Here is a 21,993-nt window from a genome sequence, read left to right on the forward strand (position 1 = left end):
CAACAGGAACACCGGGCAGCCGGGTGCGCCGCTAGCGTCGGCCCCCGAGGGCGTGCGTGCCGGCGCCCCCCGTCACGAGAGGGGCACCCGTGTTCGAGAAGGTCCTGGTCGCCAACCGCGGTGAGATCGCCGTCCGCGCCTTCCGCGCGGCCTACGAGCTGGGTGCCGGGACGGTCGCCGTCTTCCCGCACGAGGACCGCAACTCCGTGCACCGCCTGAAGGCCGACGAGAGCTACGAGATCGGCGAACCCGGCCACCCGGTGCGGGCCTACCTGGACGTCGCCGAGATCGTCCGGGCCGCCCAGCGCGCCGGTGCCGACGCGGTGTACCCCGGCTACGGCTTCCTGTCGGAGAACCCCGACCTCGCCGAGGCCTGCGCGCAGGCCGGGATCACCTTCGTCGGCCCGTCGGCGGAGGTCCTGACGCTGACCGGGGACAAGTCCCGGGCGATCGCCGCGGCCCGCGAGGCCGGCCTGCCGGTGCTCCAGGGCACCGAGCCGAGCGACGACGTCGACACCCTGCTGGCCGCGGCGGACGCGATCGCGGGCCCGGTCTTCGTCAAGGCGGTCGCCGGGGGTGGCGGGCGGGGCATGCGCCGGGTCGAGCAGCGCGACCAGCTGCGCGGCGCGATCGAGGCGGCGATGCGGGAGGCGGAGTCGGCGTTCGGGGACGCGACGGTCTTCCTCGAGCAGGCGGTGATCGACCCCCGGCACATCGAGGTGCAGATCCTGGCCGACAGCACCGGCGACGTCATCCACCTCTACGAGCGGGACTGCTCGGTGCAGCGCCGGCACCAGAAGGTCATCGAGATCGCCCCGGCGCCGAACCTGGACCCGGCCCTGCGCGAGCGGATCTGCGCCGACGCCGTCGCCTTCGCCCGGCAGATCGGCTACAGCTGCGCGGGCACGGTGGAGTTCCTGGTCGACCGCGAGGGCCGGCACGTCTTCATCGAGATGAACCCGCGGATCCAGGTGGAGCACACGGTGACCGAGGAGGTCACCGACGTCGACCTGGTGGGCAGCCAGCTGCGGATCGCGGCGGGGGAGACGCTGGCCGACCTGGGGTTGACCCAGGAGTCGATCGTGCTCCGCGGGGCGGCGCTGCAGACCCGGATCACCACCGAGGACCCGGCCAACGGCTTCCGCCCGGACACCGGCCGGATCACCGCCTACCGCTCGCCCGGCGGCGCCGGGGTGCGGCTGGACGGCGCGGCCACGCTGGGCGCCGAGGTGGGCGCGCACTTCGACTCGATGCTGGTCAAGCTCACCTGCCGCGGCCGCACCTGGGACATCGCGGTGGCCCGGGCCCGCCGGGCGGTGGCCGAGTTCCGGATCCGCGGGGTGTCGACGAACATCCCGTTCCTGCAGGCGGTGCTGGACGACCCGGACTTCCGGGCCGGCCGGGTGACGACGTCGTTCATCGAGGAGCGCCCCGAGCTGCTCACCGCCCGCAGCTCCGCCGACCGCGGCACCAAGATGCTCACCTACCTGGCCGACGTCACGGTCAACGCCCCGCACGGTGAGCGCCCGCACCTGGTCGACCCGGTCGAGAAGCTCCCGCGGCTGGACCTCGCGCTGCACCCGCTCGACGGCTCCCGGGACCGGCTGCGCGAGCTGGGGCCGGAGCGGTTCGCCGCCGACCTGCGCGCGCAGAAGGCCCTTGCGGTCACCGACACCACCTTCCGGGACGCGCACCAGTCGCTGCTGGCCACCCGGGTGCGCACCAAGGACCTGCTGGCCGTGGCCGGGCACGTGGCGCGGGCGACCCCGCAGCTGCTCAGCATCGAGGCCTGGGGCGGGGCGACCTACGACGTCGCGCTGCGGTTCCTGCACGAGGACCCGTGGGAGCGGCTGGCCGCGCTGCGCGAGGCGGTGCCCAACATCTGCCTGCAGATGCTGCTGCGCGGGCGCAACACGGTGGGCTACACCCCCTACCCGGAGCAGGTGACGACGGCGTTCGTCGCCGAGGCCGTGCGCACCGGGATCGACGTCTTCCGGGTGTTCGACGCGCTCAACGACGTCGGCCAGATGCGCCCGGCGATCGACGCCGTCCGGGAGACCGGGACGGCGGTCGCCGAGGTCGCCCTCTGCTACACCGCCGACCTCTCCGACCCGGCCGAGCAGCTGTACGACCTCGACTACTACCTCCGGCTGGCCGAGCAGATCGTCGAGGCCGGGGCACACGTGCTGGCGATCAAGGACATGGCCGGGCTGCTCCGCCCACCGGCGGCGGCCACCCTGGTCACCGCGCTGCGCGAGCGGTTCGACCTGCCGGTGCACCTGCACACCCACGACACCCCCGGCGGGCAGCTGGCCACCCTGATGGCGGCCTGGCAGGCCGGGGTCGACGCCGTGGACGGCGCCAGCGCGGCACTGGCCGGGACGACGTCGCAGCCGGCGCTGAGCAGCATCGTCGCCGCCACCGACCACACCGAGCGGGCCACCGGCCTGGACCTGACGCGGGTCAACGACCTGGAGCCCTACTGGGAGTCCGTCCGCCGGGTCTACGCGCCCTTCGAGTCCGGGCTGCCGGCCCCGACCGGGCGGGTCTACACCCACGAGATCCCCGGCGGGCAGCTGTCCAACCTGCGCCAGCAGGCGATCGCCCTGGGGCTGGGGCAGCGGTTCGAGGAGGTCGAGGCGATGTACGCCGCGGCCGACCGGCTGCTCGGCCGGCTGGTCAAGGTCACGCCGTCGTCGAAGGTGGTCGGGGACCTGGCGCTGCAGCTGGTGGGCGCCGGGGTGGACGTCGAGGACTTCGCCGCCGACCCCGGGAAGCACGACCTGCCCGACTCGGTGGTCGGGTTCCTCCGCGGCGAGCTGGGTGACCCGCCCGGCGGCTGGCCGGAGCCGTTCCGCTCGCGTGCCCTGGAGGGCCGGCGCCCGGCCGAGCCGCCGGCGGAGCTGGCGGAGGAGGACCTGGCCGGCCTGGCGAAGGAGCCGCGGTCGACGCTGAACCGGCTGCTGTTCCCCGGCCCGACGAAGGAGTTCCAGGCCCACCGGGAGGCGTACGGGGACACCTCGGTGCTGCCCAGCAAGGAGTTCCTCTACGGGCTGCGGCAGGGGGTGGAGCACTCGGTCGACCTGGAGCCCGGGGTGCGGCTGCTCATCGCGATCGAGGCGATCTCCGACGCCGACGAGCGGGGGATGCGCACGGTGATGTGCACGATGAACGGCCAGCTCCGCCCGGTGTCGGTGCGGGACCGGTCCGTCACGTCCGACGTCCAGCCCACCGAGAAGGCCGACCGCAGCGACCCTGGCCAGGTGGCCGCGCCGTTCGCCGGGGTGGTCAGCCTGTCGGTCACCGAGGGCGACACGGTGGAAGCGGGCGCGCAGCTGGCCACCATCGAGGCGATGAAGATGGAGGCCGCGATCACCGCGCCCCGGGCCGGCACCGTCTCCAGGGTGGCGATCAGCGCCGTCCAGCAGGTCGAGGGCGGCGACCTGCTCGTCGTCCTGGGCTAGGCCCCAGCCGCCTTCCCACCCAGCGCTCGCCGACGATCATGGGCTGGCGGTGGCGGCACGCCGAGCACGGCCGGGGTGTCGCCACTGCAGCTCCATGATCGTCGTGGTGGCGGCGGCGGCGGCGGCGGGGGAGTGCGGGGTCAGCGGGCGGTCCAGCCGCCGTCCACGGTCAGGGTGTGGCCGGTGACCAGGCTGGCGGCCGGGGAGGCGAGGAAGGCGACCGCGGTGGCGACCTCCGCCGGCCGGCCGATCCGGTGCAGCGCGGCGATCCGGTCGACGACGTCGGCCCGGAAGGCCGGGTCCGACAGCGCCGGCTCGGTGCCCGGCGTCTCGATGAAGGTGGGCGCCACCGCGTTGACCCGGATGCCCAGCTCTCCCCACTCGACGGCCAGGCACCGGGTCAGGTGGATGACCGCGGCCTTGGCGGTGCAGTAGGCGGACTCGCCGGGCAGTGCGACCAGCCCGGCCTGGGAGGCGACGTTGACGATCGCCCCGCCACCGGTCCGGGCCATGTGCCGGGCGGCGTGCTGGGCGAGGAAGAACGTCGAGCGGGTGTTGCGCGACCACACGGCGTCGAAGTCCGCCTCGGTCAGCTCCAGCGCCGAGGCCATCACCCCGCCGCCCGCGTTGTTGACCAGCACGTCGACCGACCCGAGCTCGTCGGCCACCCGGTCGATCGCCGCCCGGCTCTGGGCCAGGTCGGTGACGTCCATCGGGACGGCGACCACCCGGCGTCCGAGCGCGGCGATCTCCCCGGTGAGCCCGCCGTCGGAGGTGACGTCCCGGAGGCCCAGACCGATGTCGGCGCCGGCGGCCGCGAGCTCCAGGGCGATCGCCCGGCCGAGGCCGCGCGCCGCCCCGGTGACCACCGCGACCTGACCCGCGAGGGCACTGCTGTCCGTCATCGTCGTCCTCCCGGTCGGTCGTCCACCAGGCGGTCACCTGGAGGACGGCGCCGCATGCAGTCGTCTGACGGATTCCGCGGCGTCACACGGGCAGGGTAGGAAGACCGGGTGAGCGCACCGGCACGGACCACCGCACGGTCGGGGTCCGGTCACCTCCTCGCCCAGCTGTCGGCGCAGGCCCGGCGCATGCTGCAGACCGAGTCGGCCAGCGCCGGCCTGCTCGTCGCGGCGACGGCGCTGGCGCTGGTCTGGGCGAACTCGCCGTGGGGCGACAGCTACGAGGCCTTCTGGCACACCGAGCTCTCCTTCGAGGTCGGCTCGGCCGGCGTCGCCATGGACCTGCGGCACTGGGTCAACGACGGCCTCATGGTGTTCTTCTTCTTCCTCATCGGCATGGAGGTGCGCCGCGAGCTGTCGATGGGGGAGCTGACCGAGCGCAGCCGGCTCTCGGTGCCGGCCCTCGCCGCGATCGCCGGGCTGGCGGTGCCCGCCGGCCTCTACCTCGCGATCAACGCCGGCGGCCCGGGTGCGCACGGCTGGGGCATCCCGATGGCCACCGACACCGCCTTCGTCCTCGGCGCGCTCGCGATCGTGGGCTCCCGGTGCCCCACCCAGCTGCGGGTCTTCCTGTTGTCGCTGTCGGTCGTCGACGACATCGGCGCGCTCACCGTGATCGCGGTCTTCTACTCCGACGACATCGACCTCCTCGCCCTCGGCGTCGCGGTGCTGTGCGTGGTCGCCTTCGCACTGCTCACCCGGCTGCAGGTGTGGCGCGGGCCGGCCTACTTCGCCGTCGGCGTAGTGATGTGGCTGGCGATGCACGCGTCCGGGGTGCACGCCACCATCGGCGGAGTGGTGCTGGGCCTGCTGGTCAGCGCCTACACGCCGCGGCGGCAGGAGGTGGAGTCCGCGGGCACGCTGGCCCGCGCCTTCCGGCAGGCCCCCGACGTCGCGCTGGCCCGGCGGGCGAAGCTGTCGGTGGAGCGGGCCATCTCGCCGAACGAGCGGATCGGCGCGCTGCTGGTGCCGTGGAGCGGGTACGTCGTCGTCCCGGTGTTCGCGCTGGCCAACGCGGGCGTCCAGTTCGACACCGAGCTGCTGGACCGGGCGCTCACCTCCCCGATCACCGTCGGCGTCTTCGTCGGCCTGGTCGTCGGCAAGTTCCTCGGCATCGGGCTGGCCTCGACCCTCGCCGTCCGCTTCGGGATGGGGTCGCTGCCGCCCGGGGTGACGCTGGCCGCCGTGTGGGGCGGGGCGGCGCTGTCCGGCCTGGGCTTCACCGTCTCGCTGTTCGTCGCCGACCTGGCCTTCGACGACCCGGCGCTGCGCGAGGAGGCGATGGTCGGCGTCCTGGCTGCCGGCGTCGTCGCCGCGGTGCTGGGCGCGGTCTGGTTCTGGGCGCTCGGACGGCGCTCGCCCCAGGTGGCCCGGACCGGCCCCCGGCAGCTGGACCCGCCGGTCGACCCGGCGCTCGACCACCTGCGCGGCCGGGTCGACGCACCGCTGACCCTGGTGGAGTACGGCGACGTCGAGTGCCCGTTCTGCGGCCGGGCGACCGGGGTGGTCGAGGAGCTGCGGCACCGGTTCGGCGACGACCTGCGCTACGTCTTCCGGCACCTGCCGCTGCCCGACGTCCACCCGCACGCCGAGCTCGCCGCCGAGGCCACCGAGGCCGCCGGCGCGCAGGGCGCCTTCTGGACGATGCACGACCGGCTGTTCGCCCACCAGGACCAGCTGGAGGCCGACCAGCTGCTCGACCACGCCGCCGCGCTCGGGCTGGACCTCGGCCGGTTCGCCGCGGAGCTGGGCAGCGGCGCGCACGCGGCCCGGGTGCGCGCCGACGTCGTCGGCGCCGAGGCCAGCGGCGCGCGGGGCACCCCGACGTTCTTCGTCAACGGCGTCGGCCACGACGGCCCGACCACCACCGAGTCGCTCGCCGCCGCCCTGGTCGCCTCCGACCCGCGCGGTCCGGGCCACGGCAGCCTGCTGCCGGCGGCCGAGCTGGTCGCGCCGGCACGGTCGTCGGTCGCCCTCTCCCCGGCCGCCGAGCTGCCGGCGATCAGCGTGCTGCCCGGCGAACGCCTCGCCGAGACCCCGGACGACGGCTCCTCCCCGCGGCTGTCCGAGGAGCACGTCGCCGTGCTGCGGCGGGTGGGGCGCCGGCAGCGCACCGTCCGCGGGCAGGTGCTGCTGCGCTCGGGGCAGGCGGAGTTCGACTTCTTCGCCGTCCTCTCCGGCACCGTGGCGGTGGTCGAGGGGCCGCTGGACGGCGGGCCGGACGGCGGCAAGCGGGTCGTGGCCGTCCACGGGCCGGGCCGGTTCCTGGGCGGGCTGAACATGCTGGCCGGGCAGCGGCCGGTGCGTTCGCTGGTGGCGGCCGAGGACGGCGAGGTGCTGGTGCTCAGCCTGGAGCAGCTGCGCGCCGTGTTCACCCGCGACCGCGGGCTGGCCGACGTCATCACCCGGTCGTTCCTGCTGCGCCGGGCGATGCTCATCGGGCAGGCGAGCGGGCTGCGGGTGGTCGGCGACCGGCGCTGGCCGGCCAGCGCCGAGCTGCGCGCTCAGCTGGCCGAGGACGGCGTGCCGCACACCTGGCTGGACCCGGCCGAGGACGCCGCGGCCGCCCGGCTGCTCGCCGAGATCGGCGGCGAGGAGGCGACCTCGCCGGTCGTGCTCACCCCCGACGGTCGGGTGCTGGTCGAGCCGACCCGCGAGGAGCTGGCCCGCGCAGCCGGCGCCTCGCGCGACCTGACGACCACATGAGGTCACTCGACGAGGAGCTCGACGACCTGGCCGACCACTACCGGTGGTTCGCCCAGGTGGAGGCCGCGCCGCTCTCGCCGCGGTACGCCGAGCTGGCCGCCGCGGTGGCGGAGGACGCCGACGTGCTGGCCTTCCTCGGCACCCTGCCGCCCCCGAAGCGGCAGGCCAACCTGCTGCTGGGCGCGCTCCAGTACCTGCACGGCGGCCCGCCGGCGGACGGTGCGGAGCTGCGCGACCGGGTGCTGGGCGACGCCGAGCGGCTGCGGGCGACGATGCTCACCCGGGCCACCCAGACCAACGAGGCCGCCCGCTGCGCGGCTCTGCTGCCGGTGCTGGCCGGCCTGCCGGGGCCGCTGGCGCTGATCGAGGTGGGCGCGTCGGCCGGGCTGTGCCTGTACCCGGACCGGTACGGCTACGAGTACGACGACGGAGTACGGGTCGGGCCCGCGTCGAGTCCGGTGCAGCTGCGGTGCGAGGTGACCGGCCGGGGGCCGGTGCCGAGCGGGGTGCCGCAGGTGGTGCGGCGGGCGGGCATCGACCTGAACCCGCTCGATCCCGCGGCCCCCGACGACGTCGCCTGGCTGCGGGCGTTGATCTGGCCGGGGATGGAGGAGCGGCGCGACCGGCTCACCGCCGCGGCCGCCATCGCCGCCCGGGAACCCGTGTCGATCGTCCGCGGTGATCTGGTGGCCGAACTGCCCGGCCTGGTCGCCGCGATGCCGGCCGAGGCCACCGTCGTCGTCTTCCACACCGCGGTGCTGGCCTACCTGCCGGCGGCGGCGAAGGAGGCGTTCACCGAGCTGGTCGCCGGGCTCCCGGTGCGCTGGGTCTCCCAGGAGGGGGCAGGCGTGCTGCCCGCCGTCCGCGACCGGCTGCCCGAGCCACCGGCGGCCGACGAGGCCCGGTTCCTGCTGGCCCTGGACGGCGAGCCGCTGGCCTGGACCGCCGCCCACGGCGGCCGCATCGACTGGCTACCCACCGCCGCCCTCAGGCGTTGATCATCGGCACCTGGCGGTCCGACACGCCGGTCGGCCCCACCGATCGCCGATGATCAACGGTGATCAGGCCGACCAGGTGGTGTTCGCGGGGCGGCGGTGGTCGATGGTGTGGGGCACGAAGAAGGACAGGTCGTCGGTGATCAGCCCGTCGGACTCCCGGATGCCCAGGCCGGCGGCCTCGCCGTCGACGACCCAGGTGCCGAGCACCGGGTGGTGCGGGCCGTCGGGGCCGGCGAAGTCCGGGAGCGCGCAGAGCTGCTGCACGACCCAGCCCTCCGCGCCGTACTTCCCGCCGAGCGAGGCCAGCGGCTCGCCGCCGGGGGCGAACAGCTCGACGTTGTTGCCCTCCCGGCCGAACAGCGGCTTGCGGGCGTAGCCGGTCTGCTCCAGCTCCGCCGCCCGGGGGTCGTCGGCGAAGTAGGCGCGGAGCAGGTGCTTGCCGATCACCGGGTCGTCGGCGTAGCGCTGCCACAACACCGGCAGCAGGCCCTTGTTCGACCACAGCATCTTCCAGATCGGCTCGATCCAGGTGGTGCCGTCGGGGGTCCACAGGTCGGCGATCACCGAGGGGCCGTACGCGTCCTCGAGCAGCCACTCCCAGGGGTAGAGCTTGAAGAGGACGTCGATCAGGTTGCCCTTGGGGTCGTAGAACCGGGCGTCACCGGTGTCCAGGGCGAGCTCCTCGGTGGTGAGCACCACCGTCTCGTAGCCGGCCCGCTGCACGGTGTCGGCCAGGTAGGCCACCGTCATCCAGTCCTCACCGCTGCGGTCGCCGTTGGTCCAGGCGAGGTGGACCCGGGGACGGCGGCCGTGCTCGGCCTCCCAGCGGGACAGGTTGCGCCGCCAGGCCTCGACCAGCCGGTCGTCCAGCTGGTTCCACTGGTCGCGGCCCTGGCCGGTCTCCAGGTGCCAGGCCCACTGCACGACCGCGGCCTCGACCAGCGAGGTCGGGGTGTCGGCGTTGAACTCCAGCAGCCGGACGGCGCCCTCGCCGTCCCACCACAGGTCGAAGCGGCCGTAGACGCTGGGCGGCTCGGACTCCCAGGTGGCCTTGATGACCTCGCGGGCGTCGCGCGGGATCCGCATCCGGTCCAGCAGCTGCTCGTCGGCGAGCGCCACGTCGCCGGCCTCCACGCAGGCGGCGAAGAGCTGGTCGGTGACGTCGGCCAGGTGGTCGATCTGGGCGGAGGTGAAGTCGTAGAAGACGTCCTCACGCCAGTACGAGCGGGTCTCCCCGCCGGGGACGGTCGTCTTGTTGTAGACCAGCCCCTGGCTCTCGATCTCGGCCTCCCAGCCGCGCCGGGCCGTGCCGTAGAGCCGTCTCATGAGCCGACGCTCCCGCTCCCGACCCGGCCCGAGCCGATCCCGCCGGAGATCCGGGTGCCGGAGGTGACCCGGCCGCTGCCGGGCAGCCCGGCCCGGGACCGCGCCGTGGTGTCGGCGGGGTTCACCCGGGTCGCTGCGCCGGTGTACTGCTGCGGGATGGTCTGCCCGACCGAGTACCGGTTGCCACCGAACCCACCGAGCAGGAAGAAGAAGGGCACGCCGCCGATGAAGCCGCCGTTGCGCTCGGCCTCCTCGCACTGTTCCTCGTCGACCACCTGGTCCTGGTCGTCCACGCAGTAGACCCGCTCGGCCTCCTGCTCCTCGCCCCCCACGGCGCAGCCGGACATGAAGCCCATCGCCGCCCCGGTCAGGCTGACCGTGCCGATCGCCGCCTTGACCCGGTTGCTCCTCGACGTGCTCACCGTCCGCGCTCCTCACCTGGGCGTCCACCGTGTCCCCGGACCGCACATGCTGTCGGACCCGGGGTCCCGCGGTGCACCCGACCCCTCGCATCATCCCCGGATCCGCACCGCAGGCGGCGGCCGCCGCACGCGGGTGCCGGATCGCGATCGGGGTAGGGGCCGGGGATGGACCTCGCAGCGCACCGGACCGGCTCCGGCGACCCCCTCGTCCTCGTGCACGGCCTGGGTGGCTCCTGGCGCTCCTGGGACCCGGTGCTCCCCGGCCTGGCCGCGGCCCGCGAGGTGGTCGCCGTGGACCTGCCCGGCTTCGCCGGCGACACCCCGCCGCTGGCGGACCCCACGTTCGGGTCGATGACCGACGCCGTGGCGGGCTGGCTGCGGGCCGAGGGGCTGGCCGACGCCCCGCTGGTCGGCAGCTCGCTGGGCGCCCGGATGGTGCTGGAGCTGTCCCGGCGGGGGCTGGGTGGGGACGCCGTGGCGCTGGACCCGGGCGGGTTCTGGACCGACCGGGAGGCCGCGGTCTTCCTCGCCAGCCTGCGCGCCTCGATCGCGTTGGTCCGCCGGGTCCGGCCGGTGCTCCCCGCGCTGCTGGGCAACCCGGCCGGGCGGACGGCGCTGCTGGCCCAGTTCTCCGCCCGCCCGTGGGCGCTGGACGGCGAGGTGGTCACCCGTGAGCTCACCGGGTACGCGCAGTCGCCGTCCTTCGACGCCGTCCTCACCGACCTCGCCCGCGGGCCACGACAGCAGGGCGCCCCGGCCGGGTCGCTGCCCGGCCGGCTGACCATCGGCTGGGGACGGCGGGACCGGGTCACCCTGGCCCGGCAGGCGGCGCGGGCGGTCGAGGCCTTCCCCGACGCCGAGCTGCACTGGTTCGACGGCTCCGGCCACTTCCCGATGTGGGACGTGCCGGGCGAGACCGTCGACCTGGTCCTCGCCGCCACGGCCCGCGGCTGAGCCGCGGGCTCAGTGCAGCGGGATCTCCGGCTCGCCGGGGGTGCGCGGGCCGGTCAGCCGCCGCTCGGCCTCGGTGATCGGGACGTCGTTGATGCTGGCCTCCCGCCGCCGCATCAGCCCGTGCGCGTCGAACTCCCAGTTCTCGTTGCCGTAGCTGCGCCACCACTGGCCGGCGGCGTCGTGCCACTCGTACTGGAACCGGACGGCGATCCGGTCGTCGGTGAACGCCCACAGCGACTTGCGCAGCACGTAGTCCTCCTCGCGCGCCCACTTGGCGGTGAGGAAGGCGACGATCTCGGCGCGCCCGGTGAGGAAGGTGTCCCGGTTCCGCCACACCGAGTCCTCGGTGTAGGCGAGGGAGACGCGCTCGGGGTCCCGGCTGTTCCAGGCGTCCTCGGCTGCCTGCACCTTCGCGGTGGCGGTCTCGGCGGTGAACGGGGGCAGCGGAGGGCGGTCGGTCACCTGCCCATCCTGGCCCGGGCGGAGGGTCAGAGCGAGGAGAGGTCGTCCGGGACGTCGACCGCCTGGGACCGCAGCACGTCCAGCGGCACGACCTCCAAGGCGCGGGCGTTGGTCGCGGCCAGCACCACCCCGGCCGGTGCACCCGCCTCGAGGGCCTGCAACCAGCGGACGGCGACCACGCACCAGCGGTCGCCGGGGCGCAGCCCGGGGAAGGAGTACTCGGGGCGCGGGGTGGCCAGGTCGTTGCCCAGCTCGCGCTGCATCTGCAGGAACTCGGCGGAGACCACCGCACAGACCGTGTGGCTGCCCAGGTCGGCCGGTCCGGTGCGGCACGACCCGTCCCGGGTGAAGCCGGTCATCGGGTCGGTGCCGCACGGCTGGAGTGGGCCACCGAGCACGTTGCAGTCCTCGCCGGGGTCGGTCATGGGGTGATCATCGCGCCGCCGGAGCCCGCCTGCTGGGTGGATGGCGTGCCCCTGAGTCGCGCCCGACCGGCCTGACCGGGAGGCTGGGGTCGTGCGAGTACTGGTCACTGGGGCGTCGGGGTTCGTCGGCAGCAGGTTGGCGCCTGCCCTGGAGGAGGCCGGGCACGAGGTCCGGGCGATGACCCGGCACCCGGACACCTACTCCGGGGCCGGCACGGCGGTGCAGGGGGACGTCGGTGACGAGGCGTCGCTGCGTGCCGCGCTCGCCGACTGCGAGGCCGCCTACTACCTGGTCCACTCGCTGGACTCGGCGGACTTCCAGGAGAAGGACGCCGCGGCCGCCCGGTCCTTCGCCCGGGCCGCAGCCGATGCCGGGATCGGCCGGATCGTGTACCTGGGCGGGCTCGGCAGCGACTCCGACGACCTCTCCGCGCACCTGCGCAGCCGCCGCCAGGTCGAGGAGCTGTTGGGGGAGACGGGCGTGCCGGTCACCGCGCTGCGGGCCGGGATCGTGGTCGGCCACGGCGGGGTCTCCTGGGAGATGACCCGCCAGCTCGTCGCGCACCTGCCGGCGATGATCACCCCGCGCTGGGTGCACACCCGGACCCAGCCGATCGCGATCGCCGACGTCGTCCGGTACCTGGTCGGGGTGCTGGAGGCCCCGGAGGCCGAGGGCCGGCCGTTCGACGTGGGCGGCCCCGAGGTGCTGGAGTACCTGGAGATGCTCACCCGGGTCGCGGAGATCCAGGGACGCCGGCTGCTGATCGTCCCGGTGCCGCTGCTGAGCCCGAAGCTCTCCTCCTACTGGCTGTCGCTGGTCACCGACGTCGACGTGCAGACCGGCCGGTCGCTGATCGACTCGATGACCAACGAGGTGGTGGTGAAGGACGACTCGATCCGTCGGGTGGTCCCCTTCGAGCCGATGCCCTACGACGAGGCGGTGCTGACCGCGCTGGGCGAACGCGCCCGATCCCGCCGGGACGCGCGTGGGCCGAAGCGGGCGGGGCTGGCCGGATGACCGCCACCGAGCGGCGGCCGGGACAGGCGGTGCTGTCCGAGGCCCGGCTGGCCCGGCTGCTGGCCAAGGCGCCGTCCTGGCTGGTGGACAAGGTGCCGCGGGACCACCGGGAGACCGACGAGGCCTTCCGGCGCCGTCGGCGGGTGACCGCCGGCGTCTCCCTGGCCGGGGCCGGGCTGCTCGGGGTCTCGCTGTCGACGAAGCCGGGCTCGACGGCGTTCTACGCCCTGACCCTGGGCGTGGCCGGTACCTGGGTGGCCGGTGGCCTCGCCTCCGGGCCGCTGCACCTGGGCTGGGTGCAGACGCCGAAGCTCACGCTGCGCCGCCCGCTGCTGACCCCGGTCGCGGCCGGGGCTTCGGCCGCCGCGGGCTTCTACGGCGCGGCGCTCGTGGCCAAGCGCATCCCGCCGTTGGACGCCGCCATCACCCGGGTCCTGCGGTACGCCCAGCAGGGGTCACCGCCGCTCGTGCTCACCACCACGCTGGCCAACGGCATCGCCGAGGAGGTCTTCTTCCGCGGGGCGCTCTACGCGGCGGTCGGCGTGCACCACCCGGTGCTGAAGTCCTCCGTCGTCTACACGCTGGCCACGGTCGCCACCCGCAACCCGGCGCTGATGATCGCCTCGGTGCCGATGGGCTTGTTGTTCGCGCTGCAGCGGCGGGTCACCGGCGGCATCCAGGCACCGATCCTCACCCACGCCACCTGGTCGGTGCTGATGCTGCGGTACCTGCCCCCGTTGTTCGCCGACGAGTCCTCGGTGAACGACCCGCACCCCGCCGAAGAGCTCTGATCCCGGTCAGGCCGGGCGGGCCAGCAGCTCCGTCAGCGCCTGGTCGATGAAGGCGTTGTCCGCCGGGTTCTGACCCAGGCCGGCGAAGTGCCCGTAGACGGTCGGGATGACCCGGACCTCACCGTTCGGGATGAACTGCGACGCCCACTCCTCGTCCTCCGGCGGGAAGTACAGGTCGGTCTCCGCCGGCATGGCCAGCACCGGGCAGCGGATGGAGCGCAGCGCCGCCTCGGTGTCGCCGTCGAAGCCCGGGGTCTTGCCGACGTCGCCGTGCTCCCAGGTCCACAGCATCCCCAGCAGGTCGTTGGGGTCCCGGTCGTCGAGCCAGAAGCCCTCCCAGAACCCGACGAGGAAGTCCTCCAGTGAGGAGAAGCCCAGGGTGCGGTACTCCCGCTGCCAGTAGAAGGCCTGCGACAGGCCCCAGCCGGCGTAGATCCGGGCGAAGGCCCGCAACCCGGCGGTGGGCAGCGCGTCCGGCCGGTAGCGGCCACCCGCGAACGCCGGGTCGAGGGTGAGCGCGGCGCGCAGGCTCTTCAGGAAGACCTGGTTGTGCTCGCTGGTGACCGCCGACCCGACGATCGGCGCCGCCCGCTTCACCATCTCCGGGTGGCTGACCGCCCACTGGTAGGTCTGGCCGGCGCCCATCGAGGACCCGAGCACCAGCTCCACGGACTCGATGCCCCACTGCTGCGTGAGCAGCCGGTGCTGCACCTCGACCTGGTCGTAGAAGGTGACCGGCGGGAAGTTCGGCCCGTCGTAGGGCGGCGGGGTGTTGCTCGGCGACGTCGACAGGCCGTTGTTCAGCTGGTTGGGCATCACGATGAAGTGCTTCTCGGGGTCGCAGGCCATGCCCGGCCCGACCGACCACTCGTTGGCGTCGTGCCAGGCGCTGTACCAGGTCGGGTGCACGATCACGTTGGACTTCTCGGCGTTCAGCGTGCCGTACGTCCGGTAGGCGAGCTGCGCCCCGCGCAGCGTCGCGCCGCCCTGCAGGACGACGTCCCCCAGGTCGAAGAGCTCGTGGTCGGTGGGCCGTGGCATCGCTGCTCCTCAGGGCTCGGGCCGGGCGGTCAGAAGCTCGATCGGGGGACGCCCATGCCCGGGTCGATCCGCGTCGGCCCGGACGCCGAGGGGGTGACGTCGACGTCGAAGATGCCGGTGGGGAGGTAGACGGTGGCGCAGGAGTTGGGGATGTCGACGACCCCGGACAGCCGGCCCTCGATCGGCGCGGCGCCGAGGATCATGTACGCCTGTTCCGGGGACCAGCCGAACTTGGTCAGGTAGTCGATGGCGTGCAGGCAGGCCCGCTGGTAGGACAGGTGCGAGTCCAGGTAGCGCTGCTCGTCGTCCAGCGTCACCGACGTCCCGGAGAACGCCAGCCACCTCTCGTACCGGGGGTCGACGTTGCCCGGCATGAAGATGGCGTTCTCGCCGACCCCGTAGGTCTCCATGCCGCCCTTGATCAGGTCGACGTGCAGGTCGATGAAGCCGCCCATCTCGATGGCCCCGCAGAAGGTGATCTCGCCGTCGCCCTGGGAGAAGTGCAGGTCGCCCAGCGACAGCTTCGCCCCGGGCACGTACACGGGGTAGAAGACCCGGCTGCCCTTGGTCAGGTTCTTGATGTCCTGGTTGCCGCCGTTCTCCCGGGGCGGTGCGGTGCGCGCGGCCTCGCCGGCGACGCGGTCGTACTCCGCGCCGGTCAGGCCGGAGAGGATGGCGTCCTGCGGCAGCGGGGGCAGGGCCAGCGGCGGGACCCGGTCGGGATCGGTGGCGATCAGCGCACCCTCGCGCCGGTTCCAGCGGGCCAGCAGCTCCGCCGACGGCGCGGTGCCCATCAGGCCCGGGTGCACGATGCCGGTGAACGACACGTGCGGGACGTGCCGGGAGGTCGCCGTCTGCCCGGCGAAGTCCCAGATCACCTTGTAGGCGTCCGGGAACTGGTCGGTCAGGAACCCGCCGCCGTTCTGCCTGGCGAAGATGCCCGTGTACCCCCAGCCCTGCCCGGCCAGCGGGCCGGAGTCCTCCTGCGGGATCGGCCCGACGTCGAGGATGTCGACGATCAGCAGGTCACCGGGCTCGGCGCCCTCCACGGCGAACGGACCGCTGAGCACGTGCACCGTGGACAGTGGCGCGTCCCGGATGTCGTCGGCGGAGTCGTCGTTGTGGATCGCCCCGTCGAACCACTCGCGGCAGTCGACCCGGAAGGTGTCCCCGGGGCGGACGGTCACCTGGGCCGGGATGTCGGGGTGCCAGCGGTTGTGGCCGATGTGCTGCTGCTCGGTGAACGGCTTGCTGGAGTCGAGGGGGAACAGGCGCTCGGGCATGGCTGGCTCCTGGGCTCGGGTCGGGCTGCGGGGCGTCTGGCCGACGGTTCGGTGCGGGGTCGCACGCCGCCGGGTGGGTCGGGGTCCGCCGTCGGCTCAGCCTCAGGGCCTCGGCAGCCGGCTCAGGGCCGGGTTGCGCAGCACGTCGGCCCGGCGACCGGTCCGCGGCCCCGGCGGCGGTGCGGAGACGACGTCGGGCTGGTCGCTGGTGCGCTCCGTGTGCTCGATCAGGGCGCGGCGCACCGGGGACCCGAACGAGAGGCGGGGGGCGGTGAACACCCGTGCGGAGGTCGAGCCGCAGGCCGGGCACGGGACCGTGGGAGGAGCAGCGCCCATCGCGCAGCGGGCCTCGGTCGTGCCGTGGTGGGTGCAGCGGTACAGGTAGACGGCGATGTCGGACCTCCGGGTGACCGGCGGAGGGGCACTCGGCCCTCCGGACCAGGCGCACGCTCGTCCCGCCGCGAGGAGGTGGTCAAGGCGCGGCGGAGCCCGGGACGGCGTGGTGCACGTCGCCTCGCGGCGCGCCGTGACGGACCGGGGGGCGTCGCCCGGCATGTCGCGGTCGGCACGGACCGGTCCGGCACGCTGGAGGGAAGTGTTGTCTCGGTCACGTAGGCGTGCATCGGGGCCCTGGTTACCCGACAGTAGGTCGATCCGGACTCTCCCGAACCAGGAGGCACCGACGATGACGTCGACCGCCAGCCGCCCCGCCGAGACCGCCGAGACCTGGCTGCCCGAGCCCCCCGTCCTGCACTCCCCGTGGCACACGCCCGAGCGGGCCGCGCTGATGGAGCAGGCCCGCCGGTTCGCGATGGACGAGGTGCTGCCGGTCGCGAACGAGCTCGACCCGCAGAAGGGCGAGATCCCGCAGCGCCTCCTGGAGCGGCTCGGCGAGCTGGGGTGGTTCGGGATCACCGTCCCCGCGGCCGACGGCGGGCTGGGCCTCGGCGTCTTCGAGTACTGCATGGTCAGCGAGGAACTGGCCCGGGCGTGGATGAGCGTGGCCAGCATCCTGGCCCGGTCGCAGGGCATGGGGACGGCGGTCGCCGACCCGGACCGCCGCCGCGAGCTGCTGCGGCGCAGCGCCGGCGGCTCGTGGATCGGCGCGGTGGCGCTCTCGGAGCCCGAGGCTGGCTCGGACCTGGCCAACGTGCAGACCCGCGCCGTGCGCGACGGCGACGAGTGGGTGGTCACCGGGCACAAGCGCTGGTGCGGCAACGCCAAGGCCGCCGACTTCATCCAGGTGCTGGTCCGGGTGGCCGACCCGGCGCCGGGGGAGTCCCGTTCCCGCGGGCTGCGGAACCTGCTGCTGGTCAAGGAGCGCGGGGAGTTCCCGTCGGGGCTGTCCGGCCACGCCATCGACAAGGTCGGCTACCACGGCTTCCTGACCTGGGACCTCACCTTCGACGGCGTCCGCATCCCGGCCGCGGACCTGATCGTCGCTCCCGGCGAGGGTGGCTCGGACGGCGCGGACTCCGGCGCCGGGTTCCGGGAGGCGCAGGCCTTCCTGAACACCGCCCGGGTGCACACCGCGGCCCGCGCCGTCGGCCTGGCCCGGGCCGCGGTCGAGGACTGCGTGCTCTACCTGCAGGAGCGCGCCCAGTTCGGCCACCCGATCGGCGACTTCCAGGCGCTGCGGTTCACGCTGGCCGAGATGGCCGCCCAGGTGGAGCAGGCGCGGGCGTTCTACCGCCAGGTGGCCCACCTGCTCGACGAGGGTGTGCCGTGCGAGCGGGAGGCGGCGATGGTGAAGCTGCAGGCCACCGAGATGGCGGTGCGGGTCACCAACCAGGCCATGCAGCTGCACGGCGGCAACGGGTACACCACCGAGCGCCAGGTGGAGCGGCACTGGCGGGACGCGCGGCTGACCACGATCTTCGAGGGCACCAGCGAGATCCAGAAGCGGATCATCAGCAACACGATGCTCCCGCGCAGCCCGCTGGGCTGACCAGCCGCCGATCGGTGTCGGCGGTGGGGTCGCTGGGCAGGAGAGGGCTGCGCCGCCCGGCGTGCCACGGGCGGTCGCCCGGCGCACGCCCGCCTCCTCAGCACCGGGAGGTCCAGCCCCCCACCCCGGCTCGCCCCGGGAAGGAGATGCGCGTGTCCTCGCAGCACGACCAGCCCCCGTCGGCAGGCCCGCCGTCCGATGCGTCCACCGGCGGGCAGGCGTCCACCGGCGGGCAGGCGTCCACCGGCGGGCAGGCGTCCACCGGCGGGCAGGCGTCCACCGGCGAGCCGGCGGGCACGGCCAGCGACCCGGGTGTGCCCGCCGGCGTCCGGACCGCGGGGATGTGGTGCCTCTGGACGCTGGTGATCGGCGCCGTCGTCTACTTCGCGGTGCAGGTGGCCGTCCTGCTCGGCACCGTGGTGCTCACCTTCCTGGCCGGTCTGCTGCTCACCGCGCTCCTGCGGCCGGTGGTCGACTGGCTCGACCGGATCGGGTTGCCCCGACTGGCCGCGACCTGGCTGGCGACGGTGCTGTTCCTCGTCCTGTTCGGCGGGGTCGTCTACTTCCTGCAACAACAGGTCGCCCGGCAGTGGGCCGACCTGCGCCCCACCCTGGCCAGTGGGCTGGACCGGCTGCGCAACGGCCTGGTCGAGACGTTCGGCCTCTCCTCCGACCGGGTCAACTCGATCATCGACGAGCTGATCGGCCAGGTGTCCCCCAACGGGTCCGGGGGCGGGGCAGGAGGGGCAGGCATGCTGGTCACCGGTGCCACGACCGGGGCCACCGTCCTGGCGTCACTGGTCCTCGCCCTCTTCACCGCCTTCTGGTTGGCCTACGACGGGGCCAGGATGTGGCGGCTGTGCCTGCGGATCGTGCCCGCCGATCGGCGAGCAGCCGCCGACGCCGCGGGGAGCGCCGCCTGGCACACCGTGGGGGGTTACCTGCGGGGCACCACGGCCGTCGCGCTCGTCGACGCCGTCGGCATCGGCGTGGCGCTGGTGGTCATCGGCGTGCCGTTGCCCTTCGCGCTGGCGGTGCTCACCTTCCTGGGCGCCTACATCCCGGTCGTCGGCGCCTTCGTGGCAGGGCTGGCCGCCGTCGTGGTGGCGTTCGCATCGGGCGGGCTGACCGACGCCCTGCTCGTGCTCGGTGCGGTGGTCGTGGTCCAGCAGATCGAGGGCAACCTCCTGCAGCCGTTGATCATGCGGCGGACCGTCTTCCTCCACCCGCTGGGGATCGTCTACGCCCTCACCGTCGGCGGCCTGCTGTGGGGGATCGGCGGCGCGGTGATCGCCGTACCGCTGACCGCTGCGGTGTACGCGATCGCGGTCGCCCTGGCCGACCGCAAGGGCGGCGAGGAAGCGGAACCGAGGCCGCGGGGCCTCCGGCTCCGGACCGGCGGTGCCTCCCGGGCCGACGTGCCGGCCACCGGCGGGCGGGCGGGCGGAGGCGACGGGGGACCTAGCCGCCGGGACCGGGCCGCGGAGGCGTCCGAGGGCTCCTGATCGTCACGGTGGTGCCCTCCGGGCCGGGGACGACGGTGACGTCGGCGAACGCGCTCATCAGCGTCGCCCCCCGCCCGCGGTCCATGCTCGGCACCCGTTCCCGCCACTGCCCGTGGTCGCGCACGGTGATCTCCACGCCGTCCACGGAGGCCTCGATGGTCACCTCGACGACCGGTCGGGTCGGGTGCTGGGCGTGCTCCACCGCGTTGGTGGCGGCCTCGCAGGCGGCCAGCAGCAGGTCGTAGACCTGGTCCTCGTCCAGCCCGGCGGCGGTCAGGACCCGGCGCAGCGCCCGGCGCAGCCCGGGGATCGCCCGGGCTGTGGCGGGGAAGCGCCAGTGCTCCCGGAGCACCGGTGCGGTCGTCGGTGGCGGGGCCGTGGCCGACGGCCGGGAGGCGGGCACCAGCGCGCGCACCTCCGCCGGTCCGGCCCGTCCGGCGGGGACGGTCGGCATCGGCACCGGCGGAGCAGCGGCGGGGCCGGCGGCGGCTCCGTCGCGGGCACCCGAGCCGCGCTCGACCGCGACGCGCACCCGGGCGATCAGCTCGGCGGCCTGGAACGGCTTGGCGAGGTAGTCGTCGACCCCGGCGGCGAACCCCTCCACCGCGGCCTCCTGCCCGGCCCGGGCGGTCAGCATGATCACCGGGATGGCGCGGGTGGCGGGGTCGGCGCGCAACCGGCGCAGCAGCTCGAAGCCGTCCACGCGCGGCATCATCACGTCGGTGAGGACGACGTCGGGCCGGTGCACGGCCACGGCCGCCAGCGCCTCCTCACCGTTGGTGCAGGTGTGCACCCGCCAGATCGGCGCGAGCAGTCTCGTCAGGTAGGTGCGCATGTCGGCGTTGTCGTCGACGACCAGGACCGTCGCCGCCGCGCCGGCGGGTGCGTCCGGCAGCTCGTCGGGGGTCACGTCGGCGATCCAGGAGGCGGCCGTGCCGTGCGCGACCTCCGAGGGGGTGGCCGACGGGCCCGTGTCGGCGGGCATGTCGGGGCTGCCGTAGGGGACGACGACGGTGAAGGTGCTCCCGGCGCCCGGCTCGCTCTCCACCGAGACGGTGCCGCCGTGCAGCCCGACCAGCTCGCGGACCAGGGCCAGCCCGATGCCGGTGCCCTCCCGGTTGCGTGCCAGGGAGCCCTGCACCCGGTGGAAGCGGTCGAACACCAGCGGCAGCTCGGCGGCGGGGATGCCGATCCCGGTGTCGGCGACGGTGAGGAGCACCTGGTCGGCCTCGCCCCGCAGGGTCAGCCGGATCCCGCCGACGAAGGTGTACTTGACCGCGTTGGTGAGCAGGTTCAGGACCACCTTCTCCCACATCCGCGGGTCGACGTGCACCGGCCGGTCCACCGGGGGGCAGTCGACCGACAGCTGCAGGCCGGCCCGCTCGGCGGCGGCCCGCAGCACCCCGGCCAGCTCGGCGGTGAAGGCGGCGACGTCGGTCTCCACCCGCACGGCCTCCGCTCGGCCGGCCTCGATGCTGGCGACGTCCATCAGGTCGTTGACCAGGCGCTGGAGCCGTTGGCCGTTGCGCAGGGCCAGGGCCAACTGGTCCCGGGCTGCCTGGGGCAGTGGGTCGGAGGTGTCGGCCAGGACGTCGCTGATCGGCCCGAGCAGCAGGGTGAGCGGGGTGCGCAGCTCGTGGCTCACATCGGAGAAGAACGCCGTCTTCGCCCGGTCGAGCTCGGCCAGCGACTCGGCTCGCCGCCGTTCGGTCTCGAACGCGCGGGCGGTGCCCAGTGCGCTGGTGAACTGCCCGGCGACCAGGTCCAGGAAGGTGCGGTACTCGGGGTCCAGCGCGCGGTTCGGGCTCACCCCGGCGACGAGGACGCCGATCCGCTCCTCACCCGCTGCGCCGCCCAGCGGCAGCACGACGGCATCGCGGACCGGGTCCTGCCAGAACCCGCCGACCAGCCCGAGCCCGGCGACCGGTCCGGGCAGCGCGGCGGGGTCGGGGACGGACCCGGGCAGCAGCTCGGCCGGGCAGCCCACCGTGCCGGCCCGCCGGAGACCATCACCCGCGTCGAGGTAGACGGCGGCGAACGGCACGTCGAGCGGATCGCTGCCCAGGGTGCTGCACAGGCCGGCGAGCACGGCCTCCTCGTCCCCTCGCTCCGCCTCGGTGCAGGACAGGTCGTGCAGGAGTCGCTGCCGCCGTTCGCCGAGCACCTCGTTGGTCACCTCGGTGCAGACGGCGTGCATCCCGGCGACGAGCCCGTCGTCGCCGAAGGCCGGCGCGTGGGAGACGGTGAAGTAGGTCTCTTCGCGGTAGCCGGCGCGCTCCAGCAGCAGGGGCAGCCGGGGCAGCCAGGACGCCTCGCGGGTGGTCATCGCATGTTGGACCGGTCCCCGGAGGACGCCCCACCCCTCGGCCTGGGTGACCCGCAGGTCGCGCCCGAGGGCCCCGGGGTGCTTGGCGCCGATCAGGGTGGCGTAGCCGTCGTTGTACAGCTGGGTGTACCCGGGGCCCCAGGTGAGGATCATGGGGAAGCGCGAGGCCAGGATCGTGCGGACGGCGTACCGGAGGCTGGCCGGCCACTCCTCGACCGGGCCCACCGGCGTCGCGGACCAGTCGAGCCCGGCCATCAGCCGGCCGGTCTCGCCGCCACCGGCGAAGAGGTCGGCGGGGGTGGGCGCACCCGGCGCAGCAGAGGTCGGATCGGGGGCCACGCACACCTCCACCAGGGACACCA

The 21,993-nt window shown here is 74.4% G+C and carries 17 protein-coding genes; 8 read left to right on the forward strand and 9 right to left on the reverse strand.

All coding sequences use genetic code 11. From position 1 onward, the window contains the following. The first annotated feature begins 89 nt into the window (after positions 1-89). Positions 90-3,464 carry a pyruvate carboxylase gene (locus tag O2V61_RS11610; RefSeq protein WP_269183467.1) on the forward strand — a complete coding sequence of 1,125 codons (3,375 nt, stop codon included), beginning with the start codon at positions 90-92 and terminating at the stop codon, positions 3,462-3,464. 140 nt (positions 3,465-3,604) lie between these two features. On the opposite strand, the gene O2V61_RS11615 is transcribed toward O2V61_RS11610, so the two are convergent. Continuing rightward, entirely contained in the window at positions 3,605-4,369 is a 765-nt protein-coding gene (locus O2V61_RS11615) for an SDR family NAD(P)-dependent oxidoreductase (RefSeq protein ID WP_269183468.1), read from the reverse strand. Positions 4,370-4,477: 108 nt separating this feature from the next. Here O2V61_RS11615 and nhaA point away from each other — a divergent pair, with 108 nt between their 5' ends. Both nhaA and O2V61_RS11625 read left to right on the forward strand, forming a co-directional pair. Then, the gene (nhaA, locus tag O2V61_RS11620; protein ID WP_269183469.1) at positions 4,478-7,132 is read left to right on the forward strand and encodes a Na+/H+ antiporter NhaA; all 2,655 of its coding nucleotides are present in this window, start codon (positions 4,478-4,480) and stop codon (positions 7,130-7,132) included. Then, entirely contained in the window at positions 7,129-8,130 is a 1,002-nt protein-coding gene (locus O2V61_RS11625) for a DUF2332 domain-containing protein (protein WP_269183470.1), read from the forward strand. Before nhaA ends, O2V61_RS11625 begins: the two co-directional genes overlap by 4 nt. 63 nt (positions 8,131-8,193) lie before the next feature. Here the strand turns inward: O2V61_RS11625 and O2V61_RS11630 are convergent, their stop codons facing one another. Both O2V61_RS11630 and O2V61_RS11635 read right to left on the reverse strand, forming a co-directional pair. After that, positions 8,194-9,456: a glutathionylspermidine synthase family protein gene (locus O2V61_RS11630; protein ID WP_269183471.1), complete on the reverse strand. Its 1,263-nt coding sequence runs from the start codon at positions 9,454-9,456 to the stop codon at positions 8,194-8,196. After that, a complete protein-coding gene (locus O2V61_RS11635) occupies positions 9,453-9,878 on the reverse strand; it encodes a hypothetical protein (protein WP_269183472.1) in 426 nt (141 codons plus the stop codon). The genes O2V61_RS11630 and O2V61_RS11635 overlap by 4 nt, the downstream gene beginning before the upstream one ends. A 165-nt stretch (positions 9,879-10,043) precedes the next feature. On the opposite strand from O2V61_RS11635, the gene O2V61_RS11640 reads away from it, so the two are divergent. Next, positions 10,044-10,832 (forward strand): alpha/beta fold hydrolase, encoded by a 789-nt coding sequence (locus O2V61_RS11640; RefSeq protein ID WP_269183473.1) that lies wholly within the window; start codon positions 10,044-10,046, stop codon positions 10,830-10,832. Between the two features lie 9 nt (positions 10,833-10,841). On the opposite strand, the gene O2V61_RS11645 is transcribed toward O2V61_RS11640, so the two are convergent. Beyond that, complete coding sequence (locus tag O2V61_RS11645; RefSeq protein ID WP_269183474.1) at positions 10,842-11,294, reverse strand: nuclear transport factor 2 family protein; 453 nt, start codon at positions 11,292-11,294, stop codon at positions 10,842-10,844. Between the two features lie 26 nt (positions 11,295-11,320). Continuing rightward, positions 11,321-11,719: a DUF2237 family protein gene (locus O2V61_RS11650; RefSeq protein WP_269183475.1), complete on the reverse strand. Its 399-nt coding sequence runs from the start codon at positions 11,717-11,719 to the stop codon at positions 11,321-11,323. A 91-nt stretch (positions 11,720-11,810) separates the two neighbouring features. On the opposite strand from O2V61_RS11650, the gene O2V61_RS11655 reads away from it, so the two are divergent. After that, complete coding sequence (locus O2V61_RS11655) at positions 11,811-12,737, forward strand: NAD(P)H-binding protein (RefSeq protein WP_269183476.1); 927 nt, start codon at positions 11,811-11,813, stop codon at positions 12,735-12,737. After that, positions 12,734-13,528 carry a CPBP family intramembrane glutamic endopeptidase gene (locus O2V61_RS11660; RefSeq protein WP_269183477.1) on the forward strand — a complete coding sequence of 265 codons (795 nt, stop codon included), beginning with the start codon at positions 12,734-12,736 and terminating at the stop codon, positions 13,526-13,528. Before O2V61_RS11655 ends, O2V61_RS11660 begins: the two co-directional genes overlap by 4 nt. Positions 13,529-13,534: 6 nt before the next feature. Here O2V61_RS11660 and O2V61_RS11665 read toward each other — a convergent pair whose 3' ends face one another. From O2V61_RS11665 to O2V61_RS11675, 3 genes are all read right to left on the reverse strand, one after another. Then, positions 13,535-14,569 (reverse strand): alpha/beta fold hydrolase, encoded by a 1,035-nt coding sequence (locus tag O2V61_RS11665; RefSeq protein WP_269183478.1) that lies wholly within the window; start codon positions 14,567-14,569, stop codon positions 13,535-13,537. Positions 14,570-14,598: 29 nt separating this feature from the next. Then, positions 14,599-15,852: a formamidase gene (fmdA, locus tag O2V61_RS11670; RefSeq protein ID WP_269183479.1), complete on the reverse strand. Its 1,254-nt coding sequence runs from the start codon at positions 15,850-15,852 to the stop codon at positions 14,599-14,601. A gap of 102 nt (positions 15,853-15,954) precedes the next feature. Continuing rightward, positions 15,955-16,095 (reverse strand): hypothetical protein, encoded by a 141-nt coding sequence (locus O2V61_RS11675; RefSeq protein ID WP_269183480.1) that lies wholly within the window; start codon positions 16,093-16,095, stop codon positions 15,955-15,957. A gap of 442 nt (positions 16,096-16,537) precedes the next feature. Here O2V61_RS11675 and O2V61_RS11680 point away from each other — a divergent pair, with 442 nt between their 5' ends. Continuing rightward, complete coding sequence (locus tag O2V61_RS11680) at positions 16,538-17,800, forward strand: acyl-CoA dehydrogenase family protein (protein WP_269183481.1); 1,263 nt, start codon at positions 16,538-16,540, stop codon at positions 17,798-17,800. Positions 17,801-17,952: 152 nt separating this feature from the next. Then, a complete protein-coding gene (locus O2V61_RS11685; protein ID WP_269183482.1) occupies positions 17,953-19,305 on the forward strand; it encodes an AI-2E family transporter in 1,353 nt (450 codons plus the stop codon). On the opposite strand, the gene O2V61_RS11690 is transcribed toward O2V61_RS11685, so the two are convergent. Continuing rightward, positions 19,262-21,970 carry an ATP-binding protein gene (locus tag O2V61_RS11690; protein WP_269183483.1) on the reverse strand — a complete coding sequence of 903 codons (2,709 nt, stop codon included), beginning with the start codon at positions 21,968-21,970 and terminating at the stop codon, positions 19,262-19,264. The genes O2V61_RS11685 and O2V61_RS11690 overlap by 44 nt on opposite strands. Between the last annotated feature and the right edge of the window lie 23 nt (positions 21,971-21,993).

It is taken from the genome of Modestobacter sp. VKM Ac-2985 (genome assembly GCF_026967925.1).
Lineage (GTDB): Bacteria > Actinomycetota > Actinomycetes > Mycobacteriales > Geodermatophilaceae > Modestobacter.